Below are 12,023 nucleotides of genomic sequence, written 5' to 3'. Positions count from 1 at the left end.
TGGCTTCCCAGTCTTCTGCCCGCGCATTTCGGCGGAAACCTTTCGAAGGTTCTCGACCGTGATAGCAAACCTTCAGTGATCTTGTTAAATGCGGCGGACCTCACAGCCAGTCTCCGGGTGTCCAGCCGAACGGTCGTGCGCTATCTGGTTGATACTTCCTCGCTCACCTTCGACGAGGTCAATGCGGACCAAGCGATCGCGTCGATCTATTCCGCCTAAATCCATGTGAAGATTTCACTGGAGCGACGCTGGATCTGATAGTTCGCTATGTCTTGGGCCTGCGTTGTTTATCGACGCCGGGGTTGGGGTAGGCAGCTTTTTTTAGTTGCCTTCAAATCAGCGAGCAAAACCCCCGGTCGGATTATTGCCTGCTGAAACCCGGCAATAATCTGGCGTTCAACTAGCCAGGCACCCCGGTGAATGTTCCCGCACCACGTCAGGGTCGGGAAAAGTCAGATGACTGAATGAAACAACCTTTCATGGTGACCCAGTTGCCCACGATACAACGCGAACTTCTACGAAGGTAAAATGAACATCTGCTGCACACGAACCTGCACAAAATACTGAATTCGCAAATAAATCGCCACCATCCATCACGGGACAAACTCACCTGTCGCTTTGAATGGCAGCTTTGCTCAGCTTCGCAGCCGTCGATGGACACTGCAGCATTCGGCAGTTTGGGCTCACAGCCGACCTCGGATGCGGCGCAGCATCTGAAGCGGTAAAGTCGTAAGCTAGGGTCCCCTCGGCCCTTAGCGGCCATGCATCATGGGCTTAGGATGCTGCATCTGCAGCTGGCATTGCTGACATTCGCACAGGTGCGAAAACTGGAAAGGTCGAACTCAAAGCCTGTGTGTCCATCGGTCACTCGTTCTTCTAGCACCGAACTGCTCTCAGAATACCCCCGCCACCTCATACATCACCGGCTCGAAGCGTGTGGCAAGCCCTGCAATCTCGCGGTTCCGTGCTCGCATTTCTTCACTACGTAGCATCGCCTGAAAGTCCTCACGTTTCGCCCATTGCGAATAGTTTGCTATCCGCGTCTGCGCGTCGTTTACGTGCAAACCCGCGGAGATGAAGCCGGGCTGTTTTGAGATGAAATCGCGATAGGCTCCCTGCAACTTGTCCAATAAATCAGCGCAGGTGCCTGGCGAGCATTCGAACGTGGTGATGACAGTCTGGCATGCGGTGGTTGTATCAATCTTGAGCATCGTGTCCTCCTCCCTTGCAATATAGCAGCTATCGCACCGTCTTGCGCTTGCATGTTTGCTTGGGGTCGATCCAACGGCTTCGAACCAACGAGTAGTTACGGATTCTTCATCAAACCGGGTTTCTTGCGGACCTAGAAGACAGCGAACCTGTCTTGATTTCGGGTTCCCGGTGTCAAAGGCAATCGCGGCCCAATCCGGACGTTTGACAGAGAAGCAAACGCTGCATTGCAGGTTCCCGATAGCGGACCTTCAAGGATTTGTTCGCGGTGGGCGTTTTCAAGCAGTCCGCAAATGCAAATTCTTAGATCGACGGATATGCTCCCTTCTTGCGAGCTCGCTCTACGAGATCTGCATAGCGTTGGCCAATTCCTACTTCGGTAAAATGCCTGCACCAAGCGGCTAGGAAAGCCTTTTCGCGTTCAACTTCTTTCTGCTTCGAAAGGATCACTGCAATTCGGTAGGAGTAGTATGGCGCAGGTGTCATGCCAGAGCGTTCCCATCCATCGAGGCCTTCGCTTACGATCGCCACCTGCTTGGCGAGATCGTTGTCGTATTGTTTGATACCGCCAGGGTCCTCTAGAACTGAAGGTGAACTGTCGGCTTCCAGTTCGGCCAACTTGCGCTGAATCGTAGCCTCGTCGTCCTCAATGAAATCGATCCGGTTCGTTTTCTGCCTCGCGGCCGCCTGCTTTATTGTGAGGGCAGGCATCGCGTTCATCCGGTCGACTAGTGCGTCGAGCTTCTCGAGCGCGTCCTCGTTCACTCTGGTGACAGGCTTCGATGGCGCTTTCTCAAATCCCTGCTCCCGTCGCTGCTTGGCCGGTGGCCATAGACCTGCGCAGTTCAATATTACGTCGACCTCCCCGATCCGGGACTTCTTCATTTCCACGGCAATTGGCATCCCCTCCGGAAAGCTCGCGACCTCGGCCGCCACATCGGCAGGCACATAGCCCAAGAAGACCCGTGACGTCGGCGCTTCGTGCGGACCAAGGATGCCGACCACCTGCATTGCGTTCGTGTCATGCTTGTTGTCCGGCTCGGGGCTAAGCAATGCCCCGAAAGGCTCGCCCCGCACGTCTGCCTGGGCTGCCAGCCGAAGAAATTCTCTTGCTGCCTCCTTGCGATTGAAGAGACCTTGGACGTCGAACCATCCGCTTCCAATCTTCCACTGTATCCAGTCGCCCGGGGGCGCATTGTCGCCAAACTTGTGGACTTCCCAACCCTTCGAGGCCGGAGCCCGCAATCCGCGTTGCTTGGCGCGGGAAGGCCCCATGGGTGTTGCGGCTTTGATTGAGGGCCGGGTCTCATCAGGATGCTGGAGTTGCCGAGCCGCCTTACTCGGTTTCCGTGCCCAGACTCCAAGAATGACAAGGACAACAACGCCAACGATAAACCAAAACGAAAAACTCACTTTTTACTCCCGTCTGGGAGGCGTCTTGCCCCACAACGATCGGTTGCCGGTGGGCTTTGAATTGAAGCCTTGAAACAGAGCATCATATGTATTTCCGGTAGTCCGAACTCACTGTTTGTCCCTCTTCCAGATACTTCAAGACCTCGCCAACCTTCCTCGCAGCCCTGATCGGGATGGGGAGCTTCTGGTTCATTTGGGTCGAGTTCCAATTGATCTTCGTAAGCGAAAATACCTCATCTGCGATTTGGGTTACGGTGCTTTCGCTGGCCTCGTGCGGACACAGCAATAGCGGGTTTGGGACGTACTGCCCTGGGTATGTCCCATAATATGGAATGCTTCCGTTGGTGTAGAGCAGCCCTTTTCCGTCGAGGTCAATAAACGTCCCTCGCAGCACGGGATAGTCACCGTCTCGAAGTACCTTTGCGGAATAGTGCTCTTGAACCCAAACAAGGTCGCGTAATTCGGCGCCGCACTCGTCTAGTGCTTCCAAGAACCCATCTGCCTCCTCGTCACGAAAGCGGGATGTCTTCATGATTATCACCCTAGCCGGATAGTGCTTATGGTGAGCGCGATACGCGCTAAGCACGTTCTTGACGAGATCATAGGCATCATCCCGGTCCATGTAGGGGTGTCTGCCACGGCTCTCGGTTTGGGCTCGGCTGCCCTTCAAAATGAACCCTTTGCCGCGCTCATCGAACATTTGCGCAGCACTTGTCCAAAGCTGCTGGCCGTCAATGTCGCGATAGAAGCTGATGCCAATGTAACAGGCTTTATATTCACCTTCATGCGGCTGTCGGCGCCATGGAACGCGGCCGCTGCCCTTGTAGTAAAGCGTTGTCAGCAAGTTCCAACTGCGACCGGCTTCATCCTGAATTTTTCGTTCAGAAGATTCTTTTATTGTTCTTGGTATCTTGGCGCTGTCATCTAGAACGTCCTCCCAGACAATCTGAATTGGGAAGCTCAGGCTCATGGCCTTAGCCTTCAGGAGGCCGCGAAAGTTGGGGGCGTCTGATCCGCCGCTGTCTTCTTTCTCGGTGGTGGATTTTGCTTCAACCTTAGCGCCCCACACCCTTCGATCAGCCGGACTGGAAGCGCCACCATGGCAACGTCAGGTCGCTCGCTACTGTCTTCCAAGACCTGCAGCCGCTCACAAATCATGTCCACGGCCAATTCAACGGCCTTCTTGTGATCAGGCTCCTTGAAGACCTGGTCCAATTGAGACTTGGATAGCGCCTCTGTGGAGTGCTCACCGATCTCAAACCCACATCTGAAAGGGTTTTGGTTCTTCAGTCCTGGAAAGTCGGGATGTAGATTTGGATGCTTCTCAGTGTTGCCTTCAAACCCGTCAGACGCAGCTTCCATGAATGCTCTGGCGTCTTCGATGGTTTTCGAACTTCCGACGACCCCAATCTTGATGACCTCGCCGACATAGGTCTGGTGTGGGCCAGCATCACTGAGACCCAGTTTCGGATCCGGGTGACTGTGTTTGTCACCGAATTCGAGTAGCGGTTCATTGAAGATCTTTCCCACAAACTTAGTCAAGCTCAAGACCCTCCAATAGATCGTTGCTGTCCTCGCCAGTCTTCTTAGCTTTGACCGAGCCCCAGGCTTTTTCAGGGACGGTTGTCGGCAAACTTACGACCGGCGGCGGATCGAATTCGAGGTACCTTTCGTCTGTTTGATGTGGCCCAAAGAGATCGTCGTCAGGGACCTCGCTACCAGAAAGGAACCGATGCCACATGATTACTTGACCGCGGAGAGAGGCATTGTTGTCGAGGCGTTTCTTACCTGCCAACAGCGCCGCTGGATACGAGTGCGGTATGAACCCGTTGGTGGTAAAATGATATGTCGGGCTCAGTATTAGGAACCATTGGTCGAGCATCAACTCAAAGCGTGCCGCAAAAGCATGATGGCGCACAAACGCGATCCGGTCCTTGTCCTTCTTGTCTTTCACCGCGTTGACGACGTCTGCTTCCGCCCGGTTCACTGCAGACTGATACTTGAAGACACGCGTCTGGTTTTCCGCTTCGGCCAGGAAATAGAAGACTTTGCGTTCTTTATCCCACCCAAGATCCCGCCCGAACTGGTGACGTAAGAGTTGCCGCAGGAGAAATGAGAAATTGTGTTGTTCGTCGATGTCCTCATGGTGTGCGATCATTGATGTGTCGATCACGTCGACCTGGTCTTCATCTACAATCTGTGCCGTGCACTCATTTCGTGGGTCGTGGAAGGACCAAAACGTTCTACCCTTTATTGCCCATTCAAAACGGGAAGGCTCATCTGCATCAAACAAGATCGCCATGGCTTGTTTTGCGGTGTAGGGCGTGGAGGCCACAAAGATTTCAGCAGGAAGCTTGATCGGAAGCATGTTTACCAGTGCCTCTTCTCCCCCACCCAAGGGGGGCACGTAGTAGCCGTGGCCTGCTTTGGGAACCGTGAGTTGTGCAATGCTGTCAGCAGCCTGGTGATTCAGAAAATCGGCCGCCTTGTCAAAGACCAGCTTTCGCTCATCGACACTGAAGGCGTTTGGAATCTCCTTCCAATAGAAGGTTTCATCTGATCGGCGATACAACACGATGATGACTGGCAAGTTCGAATTGCGCCAGTATTGAAGGTCTTCCGTTCGAAGCAGGTATGTGAAACCTTCATCCGTCTCGTTGGAATATTTTGCCTTGTCTGTGGCTTTGACTTGGACGGCGATCATCTTTGCCAATGGTGTCCCGTCGTCCATCACCTCGGCAATGCCATCTATGCCTGCCTCCAAGCGCGATCGTCCATCGAATTGAAATCCGATGTTTAGGAACCGGGTTTTGGCTGCAGACTCCCCGATTTCTCCTATTAGCTGGCTGTCTGTAATCCTCTTTGACATATCGACTTAAAAGACCTTCCATAAACAAAGCGTATTGCATTGAGTGGCAGACTACGGCGCGCGAGGCGGACAGTGACCAAGGGCTTGAGCTTTTCTGCGCTGCGCCGGCGACAAAGCCCGCCAGAAACGATGAACGCGCGGTGTTGGTAACGCCCTCAGGTCTGCAATATGCTTTTCGCGCCGCAGCTCTACTTTGAAGAACGAGGGATGGTGATCGATCTCGAAGTCTTGCAGTTTCCAAAAGACAACCGCTGCGTATTTCGGCGTGAGTTTCTTTTTTCTGCGGTAGTATTCTAAAGCACCGGACAGTATCGGGTTGTTTTCGGATGCAGCGAGCCTCTCTAAGGCGCGAAGACACGAATCCAATTGCATTTGCTGGGTCAGTTTTGCCAAATGTCGTTTGGCTTGGTCTGAAGTCAATCGGCGGCCATCTTCAACAACCGCTACATCAAACTGCAATATGCAATGGGACCCGACCCAAAGCCGTGCATTGGTGTATTGGTTCGCAATCTCAAAGTGGTATCGTAGATCTTGTTGCCCGCAGAGTTCACAAGTTTCGATTGGTTTCTCATGGTCAATAGTCTGATCAGTGAAAGCCCATTCGGAGAACGCACTAGGCAGCGTGTCCCCTATAGAATTTGGAAGTATACTGTCGCGAACCCGCTGCGTGTATCCACTCATGCCGGTCGCAGCCGACCTACACGTGCAAAGAGTTTCCGCTCCCATTCCCCGATATCCGCTGGCACATCGAGTTCATCAAACTCGACACCATTGGATGGGGAGAACGTATGCCCGCCGCTGACATCGTCGGCGGCGGCTATCCGCGAGGCATAACTGCCGAGGTTCTCACCATCATAGATGACGGCGCATCTTCCTTCCGGCTGGGGCACGATCTTTATTGTACCGCACCGTGTGTTGAACGTGTAGTAGTAGATGTTTCGATCCATCGTTGGCCTCTCACTTCGACAGGTTGTTTCTCAGACTGGTGAGGAGCTTTTCAGCTTCTTCGATCTTCGCCAGCATGTCCGGGTCGCCCTTGAGCTTCTCAAGCTCAGTCCACGGCAAGGATTGCATGGACTTGATCGCAACATCGAGATCGCTCGAGAAACCGGACTTTTTGACGGGATTTGGTTCAGCAAGCTCAAGCATGGCTGAATCAATGCTTCCCTCTTCCTGAAGAAAATGGGCTGAGGCGACCGGGTCCCGCAGAATCGTTCGAAGCTTTCTCAGCTCCTTGGAATTGGTGATCTGTTTGCGATTAACTTTTGCAACAATGGCATCAACTACGGATGGCGTAACGAGCTTCTTGCTTAAACCCATCACCTCGCGTGACCATGTGATCGCTGCACTTGGATCTCGAAGGTTTTCAAATCGTTCGGACAACTCAAACACATCAGCGAGCTTATCAAGTTCGCGCACAGTGATGCCAAGGATGTTGGCGGCACTGGCCCTACCCATGAGTTCGATAAGCCGATAGGCAACCATTTCCTTTTCACGCGTGTCCCATTCTTTGCGCTGGCGGTGGATGTATATCCACACCCGCAACCGCTCATCATCTGTGAGTGTTCGATCGGTCACCTCAATCGGGATCGTCCGGAACTGCTCTCGCCCGGCTTCGACTAGGGCTTGACTGTTGGTCCATCGTCTGTCGCCGTCTATGATCCGAAATTTTTCGGCGATGTCAGGGTGCGGTTCGACAAGCAATGGCTCGAACAATCCTTCATTGGCTTCGATCTGAAGCTGAAGTTCGTCGTCAATTTTTGGTCCAAGCCGCGGCTGCCTGTCGTTCGGTACAACGTTGTCTATGTCAGTTTGTGACCGATAGGTCCTGATCACCGTTCGCCCCAGGCGTCTTTCTTGAAGGCCAATAACCTTTGCACGCTCCGCGCTCTGTCTCTTGGCGTCAGCCATCACTCATTACCATCGATGGTTGCGCAGACGATACGGTCGATCTCCGAACTGAATTCGCTGTTGACCCGCTGAACCGATTTGATCAGTTCGCCGCGCTTTTTCCACGTTGCCGTGTGAGCTTTTTGCTCCTGGACATCGACCTCCTCCAGAGATTCGGTCAGTGATTGCACCCGTTCGAAGTGTTGTGTTCCCCGCTCAGAAGTTATGAGATCGTAGAGTTGCGCAGTTTTCTCGCTCCGGGCCTGGCCGGATAGTCGGAGACCGTGGACAGTGACCATATGCTTGCGCAGCATCTCAGCGACGACAACGGCCCGCAACGGATTGACGATCACTACGGCATCTTGGACATGAAGTTGTTTTGTGCCTGATGGGAATGCAGCACTTGAAAGAACGGCGTGGTCCGCTTTGGCAGCTAGTTGGTCCGACCGGAGTTTCGTCACATAGTCGTTGCGCCATGCGTTTCGATTTTTGGAGTCGTAAACGATCTTGCCACATACGCTTCCGTCGTTACGGACTTCGTGGATTATGTCCACACCAGCCGCACCTTTCTGGACTCGCGTAATGAGATCGCCAGGAAATGCGGCCTTAAGTTCTTCGAACAGATCAACTTCGGCACCTTCTCCAAGTTCCTCTGCTGTCTTTTGCTCTAACTGGCGTTTGAGCGAGTCGACGGTGTTCTGCAGCTTTGTCTTATCTTCGAAGTTACGGTTTCGCTCTGCGTTGACAGCGTTCTGCTTGTCTTTGTCGAGTATCTCGCGCTGTTGCGTGAGGCGTTCGCGGACATTCTCCTCGTGGCGCTCAGCCATTGTTGTGAGCTTTAGCTCTACCTCTGTTTTTGCCTTTTCAGCCTGCTCGATCTTCTCCTGCAGTGCTTCAGTCGCAGCCTTGCGGCCTGTTTCCTGAGCGTCCGCGATTTTGGCATCGGTTTCTGCGTTCAACTTTGCAATTGACTGCTTGAGCTCGTCATTGGATGACGCCGCAGCCTCAAGCTTTTCAGCAAAACTTGCCGCGACTTCCTGTCGTGCTGTCTCTACTGCCGTTTTCTGCTGCTCAGTAGATTGTACCTTGGCTTGTTCGAGTTTCTCGGTTGCCGCCCGATTGGCCTCTTTGAGATCAGCCTCAGCTTTTGCAATAAGCTGAGCCTTTTCGGCCTCTGAGCGTGCTTTGAGGGTCTGTTCGAACTCCGCGAACCTTTCGCGTTGTTTTCGCTCAATATTCTGTTTGATTTCCTCAAATTTTTCATGGGGGATGTCTTGCTCGCACCAAGGGCAAACTTCGCCTTCGATGTGAGGATGCGGTGCATGGTCAGCAGACACGATATTGGATTGGGAGTATGCCACGAATCGGCTCCTTTACTTTCCTATTTTGTCCCAATTATTCCTACTTAGCTGATTTCGTCAAGCGACGTTCGATATTCTTGCGTACAAGCCCAACTATTACCTAGTCTGCCATCATGTGCCTGTACGGCAAATTCCCGTACGCTTGACATGTACGCCTATTTACCGTACATAGCTGTAAAGCTCATGTTCCTGAGAGGTCAGGTTGGCCCTAACGCCGAAAGGAGACGATCATGTTGGCATTTGAAGATGCGACTGCTTCAGTCGACGAGCCGAAAAGTGCTCGCCTTGAGGCACGCACCCAGCCTTCCGTCAAAGACACGATTAACCGTGCCGCAACATTGAACGGAGTGGATGTTAGTTCTTTTGTCGTGAGCGCTGCCTATAACGCTGCGCAATCGACGATTGAAGCACATAAGGTGACGGTACTCGAAAGCGAGGCGGACAGAGAGGCGTTCTTTAATGCACTCGATAATCCTCCGAAGCCTACCAAGCGACTGCAGGAGGCGTTTGCACATCGCAAGAAGCTAATTGCGAATGCCGACTGACGCGGAAGAGCAAGCACCTTTCACAATTCAGCCGTTCGATCCCAAGGCACATGATCGGGCGGCTTTTTCTTGTGGCGTTCAGCAAATCGACAATTACCTCAAGTTGACGGCGAAAAAAGGCTCCAAGGCAGACGTCGTTCGAATCTGGGTTGTTATTGACAAAGAGAACAACATTGTCGGCTTCTACGGCATCAATATGCATGCAATCGACGCTAAGGAGATGCCTGCCTCTTACAAAAAGAAAGCCATGAAACATGGCCTACTACCGGCGTCATTCATCGCCATGATAGGTGTAGATGAAAAGCATCAGGGCAACGGTCTGGGAAGTGCACTGGTAGCTGACGCACTAGATAGAATTGCTCGGGCCTCCGAGGAGATCGGGACCTGCGTGATTATGTTAGACGTTTTTGACGATGGAGATGTCGACGCTGTCACCCGTCGCAAAAGCTACTACGAGAGCTTTGGCTTCGGACCCTTGCCCGATCAGCCACTTCGACTCTTCATGCCCGTCGCGACGGCGCGCGAAGCAGCAGGATGAGGCATGGCAAGCGACGAAGAATACTGTGATGGCTATCCATCGGATCAGGAGCCCTCTTTCCGATCGCACACCGACATCACACCGGACGAATTGACGTCAGCGCTCCATTCGTTGGTTCTTCTTCGCAGTGACATGTATCTCGGCCTGCAGGTGACAAACCTCACAGCGGTCGATCAGTTCATCATGAACCTCGAGCATAACACGCTTCAAGAATTCATCCGGACGGATAAAACCCCATCCACGACGATGTTCCTAAACGCTCAGTCGCAAATGTGGATTTTCGCAGCCTATGAGCTCCTAAGGACCTGGCGGGCACGAGCAAAGGACGCCGTCAAGCTGGCGAGCAATGGTGGTCTTGAGCTCAAGGCCGCAAGTCTGGAAGAGGATCAGGGCTACCTACACGCAGGTCGTGCGATGCGCGCAAGGCAGTTGCGGGAGATAGCTGCCGACCCATCGATCGTCGAGACAATCAACACGGACCTTCGACGCGCGCACATTCCTTTTTCGCGGCTCGAGCACCTCAGAGTATCCTTCGCCAAGCATGAGGTTCGAGGGCGAAACAACTCGATTGCATATGCTCCTGGCTACGGCCGGATCAGCATGATGAATGGCTCGCTTCAGTACCAACTAGAGAACGGTCCGGTAATTCTCGACACCATCAGCCGCCGAGATATCGCTGACGAGTTACGTGCACTGAACGATCAAAGCAGCGTTCCAACTGACGAGGATCTTGAGAGCTTCGATGAGTTCATGCGCGCATCAATGTCGAAAGAGGAGCTTCAAGCCATGCGCGCAGATGAAGGGGGTTTTTGATCGAAGACACGCCAATAGTCAGTCTTTAACTTCCATCGCAAAACTGAAAATTGTTCGGCTTCCCCAGTTGCTAAAGTGATCGGCTACATCGCCCGAGAAGACTAATTTTGGATCTCTATTCCACGCCAGTGACCTTCCCCCGTCGTTAGGGCCGGTTTGATCTGGAATCTTCCGGTTGGGTTTCAGTGTTGAGCGGCAGCGTGGAGACCGCAAGAGTCTCAAGCGCTGGCGCGGTGGTTTTCATCAGGAACTCCGTTGGTGATAGATATCCGAGCGCCGAATGAGGGCGCTTGGTGTTGTAGTGATTTCGCCATCTTCCAATTTCTTCGCGCGCATGACGGAGGGATCGGAACCAGTGGAGGTTCAGACATTCGTCTCTGAACTTGCCATTGAAACTTTCGACGAAGGCGTTCTGCACTGGTTTTCCTGGCTCGATGAACCGCAGACGCACGCCGGTCCGCTCTGACCAGTCAAACATGGCCTTGCTGGTCCCTTCTGGGCCGTTGTCGAGGACGATTTCTGCCGGCAGCCCGACACGCAGTGCCAAGTCGTCCAGAAAGCGCGCCATGCGCGCCCCAGGGATCGACACATCGACGATTTGGCCGGGACAGAACCGGTTGTGGTCGTCGACAATGTTAAGCACCCGAAACCGGCGGCAGTCAGCCAACTGGTCGCCGACGAAGTCCAAGGACCATCGTTGCATCGGTCTTTCTGGCACCGTGGGTGCGACACGATCCCGCCTAGGCAGCTTGCGCCGCTTCTTCGTCCGAACCTGCAAGCCAAGCTCGGTGTAAAGCCTGTACGTGCGCTTGTGGTTCACCACCAAGCCTTCGCGTCGCATCATCGCGTGCAGGCGCAGATAGCCATAGCGCCGGTTCTCAGACGCCAGTTCTTTCATGCGCTTGATCGCAGCCTCATCGTTCTTCGGCAGTGGTCGATATTGCTGCACCGACCGGGACAGCCCGACGATCCGACAGGCCCTACGTTCGCTCAGACCCAGCTCGCTGATCAGAAACCCCACGGCTTTGCGCTTAGCCATGGGCGTTACCAATTTTTTGCCAGAAGTTCCTTCATCGAGGTCATGTCCAGCATCTGGTCCGCCACGATCCGCTTAAGCTTGGCGTTCTCCACTTCCAACTCACGCAGCCGTTTGGCCTCAGATGCATCCATCCCGCCATACTTCTTACGCCAGCTGTAGAATGTCGCCGAGCTGATGCCGTGACGCCGACAGATGTCATCCGTCTTCGCACCAGCCTCGCTCTCTTTCAGCACGCCGATGATCTGTTCTTCAGAAAAGCGCTTCCGCTTCATGGGTCTTCCTCCTTCATCCATTCAAAGGTGGAAAATTCCAGTTCGCAATGGCCCGGATATCGGGGGGAAGGTCA

At 53.5% G+C, this 12,023-nt stretch carries 14 protein-coding genes; 4 read left to right on the top strand and 10 right to left on the bottom strand.

The features are described from left to right. Positions 1–75 precede the first annotated feature (75 nt). Complete coding sequence (locus tag ACP15N_RS16620; RefSeq protein WP_425093460.1) at positions 76–219, top strand: hypothetical protein; 144 nt, start codon at positions 76–78, stop codon at positions 217–219. A 674-nt stretch (positions 220–893) separates the two neighbouring features. Here the strand turns inward: ACP15N_RS16620 and ACP15N_RS16615 are convergent. The 9 genes from ACP15N_RS16615 to ACP15N_RS16575 form a co-directional block, all read right to left on the bottom strand. Continuing rightward, the gene (locus ACP15N_RS16615; RefSeq protein ID WP_425093459.1) at positions 894–1,211 is read right to left on the bottom strand and encodes an antibiotic biosynthesis monooxygenase family protein; all 318 of its coding nucleotides are present in this window, start codon (positions 1,209–1,211) and stop codon (positions 894–896) included. Between the two features lie 301 nt (positions 1,212–1,512). Continuing rightward, complete coding sequence (locus tag ACP15N_RS16610) at positions 1,513–2,622, bottom strand: hypothetical protein (protein ID WP_425093458.1); 1,110 nt, start codon at positions 2,620–2,622, stop codon at positions 1,513–1,515. A gap of 82 nt (positions 2,623–2,704) precedes the next feature. Then, complete coding sequence (locus ACP15N_RS16605) at positions 2,705–3,592, bottom strand: argonaute/piwi family protein (RefSeq protein WP_425093457.1); 888 nt, start codon at positions 3,590–3,592, stop codon at positions 2,705–2,707. Positions 3,593–3,603: 11 nt separating this feature from the next. Beyond that, positions 3,604–4,164 carry a hypothetical protein gene (locus tag ACP15N_RS16600; protein ID WP_425093456.1) on the bottom strand — a complete coding sequence of 187 codons (561 nt, stop codon included), beginning with the start codon at positions 4,162–4,164 and terminating at the stop codon, positions 3,604–3,606. Then, positions 4,157–5,491: a DUF4365 domain-containing protein gene (locus tag ACP15N_RS16595; protein ID WP_425093455.1), complete on the bottom strand. Its 1,335-nt coding sequence runs from the start codon at positions 5,489–5,491 to the stop codon at positions 4,157–4,159. Before ACP15N_RS16595 ends, ACP15N_RS16600 begins: the two co-directional genes overlap by 8 nt. Before the next feature lie 51 nt (positions 5,492–5,542). Further along, positions 5,543–5,884 carry a hypothetical protein gene (locus tag ACP15N_RS16590; RefSeq protein ID WP_425093454.1) on the bottom strand — a complete coding sequence of 114 codons (342 nt, stop codon included), beginning with the start codon at positions 5,882–5,884 and terminating at the stop codon, positions 5,543–5,545. 284 nt (positions 5,885–6,168) lie between these two features. Continuing rightward, positions 6,169–6,438: a hypothetical protein gene (locus ACP15N_RS16585; RefSeq protein ID WP_425093453.1), complete on the bottom strand. Its 270-nt coding sequence runs from the start codon at positions 6,436–6,438 to the stop codon at positions 6,169–6,171. A 10-nt stretch (positions 6,439–6,448) separates the two neighbouring features. Then, positions 6,449–7,402: a ParB/RepB/Spo0J family partition protein gene (locus ACP15N_RS16580; protein WP_425093452.1), complete on the bottom strand. Its 954-nt coding sequence runs from the start codon at positions 7,400–7,402 to the stop codon at positions 6,449–6,451. Then, complete coding sequence (locus ACP15N_RS16575; protein WP_425093451.1) at positions 7,402–8,742, bottom strand: DUF2130 domain-containing protein; 1,341 nt, start codon at positions 8,740–8,742, stop codon at positions 7,402–7,404. Before ACP15N_RS16575 ends, ACP15N_RS16580 begins: the two co-directional genes overlap by 1 nt. Positions 8,743–8,972: 230 nt before the next feature. Here ACP15N_RS16575 and ACP15N_RS16570 point away from each other — a divergent pair, with 230 nt between their 5' ends. Genes ACP15N_RS16570 through ACP15N_RS16560 form a run of 3 tightly spaced genes read left to right on the top strand, consistent with a single transcriptional unit; the run spans position 8,973 to position 10,638 of the window. After that, on the top strand, positions 8,973–9,287 hold the full coding sequence (locus ACP15N_RS16570) for a DUF1778 domain-containing protein (protein ID WP_425093450.1): 315 nt from the start codon (positions 8,973–8,975) through the stop codon (positions 9,285–9,287). Beyond that, positions 9,277–9,825 (top strand): GNAT family N-acetyltransferase, encoded by a 549-nt coding sequence (locus ACP15N_RS16565; protein ID WP_425093449.1) that lies wholly within the window; start codon positions 9,277–9,279, stop codon positions 9,823–9,825. Before ACP15N_RS16570 ends, ACP15N_RS16565 begins: the two co-directional genes overlap by 11 nt. A 3-nt stretch (positions 9,826–9,828) precedes the next feature. Continuing rightward, complete coding sequence (locus ACP15N_RS16560) at positions 9,829–10,638, top strand: hypothetical protein (protein WP_425093448.1); 810 nt, start codon at positions 9,829–9,831, stop codon at positions 10,636–10,638. Between the two features lie 145 nt (positions 10,639–10,783). Here ACP15N_RS16560 and ACP15N_RS16555 read toward each other — a convergent pair. Continuing rightward, positions 10,784–11,949, bottom strand: a protein-coding gene (locus tag ACP15N_RS16555; protein ID WP_425092124.1) for an IS3 family transposase whose coding sequence is annotated in 2 segments (ribosomal slippage) — positions 10,784–11,697 and positions 11,697–11,949 — 1,167 coding nt in all. Because the reading frame shifts where the segments join, the coding sequence is not laid out codon by codon here. Between the last annotated feature and the right edge of the window lie 74 nt (positions 11,950–12,023).

Source organism: Tropicimonas sp. S265A, assembly GCF_049800835.1.
GTDB lineage: Bacteria > Pseudomonadota > Alphaproteobacteria > Rhodobacterales > Rhodobacteraceae > Dinoroseobacter.
The sequence above is the reverse complement of the archived record's forward strand: the minus strand, read 5'-3'. Positions and strand labels throughout refer to the sequence as shown.

Excerpts from the sequence above, each read along its gene's own strand:
- ACP15N_RS16615 (WP_425093459.1), bottom strand. The coding sequence starts at position 1,211 with ATGCTCAAGATTGATACAACCACCGCATGCCAGACTGTCATCACCACG.
- ACP15N_RS16605 (WP_425093457.1), bottom strand. The coding sequence starts at position 3,592 with ATGAGCCTGAGCTTCCCAATTCAGATTGTCTGGGAGGACGTTCTAGAT.
- ACP15N_RS16595 (WP_425093455.1), bottom strand. The coding sequence starts at position 5,491 with ATGTCAAAGAGGATTACAGACAGCCAGCTAATAGGAGAAATCGGGGAG.
- ACP15N_RS16585 (WP_425093453.1), bottom strand. The coding sequence starts at position 6,438 with ATGGATCGAAACATCTACTACTACACGTTCAACACACGGTGCGGTACA.
- ACP15N_RS16580 (WP_425093452.1), bottom strand. The coding sequence starts at position 7,402 with ATGGCTGACGCCAAGAGACAGAGCGCGGAGCGTGCAAAGGTTATTGGC.
- ACP15N_RS16570 (WP_425093450.1), top strand. The coding sequence starts at position 8,973 with ATGTTGGCATTTGAAGATGCGACTGCTTCAGTCGACGAGCCGAAAAGT.
- ACP15N_RS16565 (WP_425093449.1), top strand. The coding sequence starts at position 9,277 with ATGCCGACTGACGCGGAAGAGCAAGCACCTTTCACAATTCAGCCGTTC.
- ACP15N_RS16560 (WP_425093448.1), top strand. The coding sequence starts at position 9,829 with ATGGCAAGCGACGAAGAATACTGTGATGGCTATCCATCGGATCAGGAG.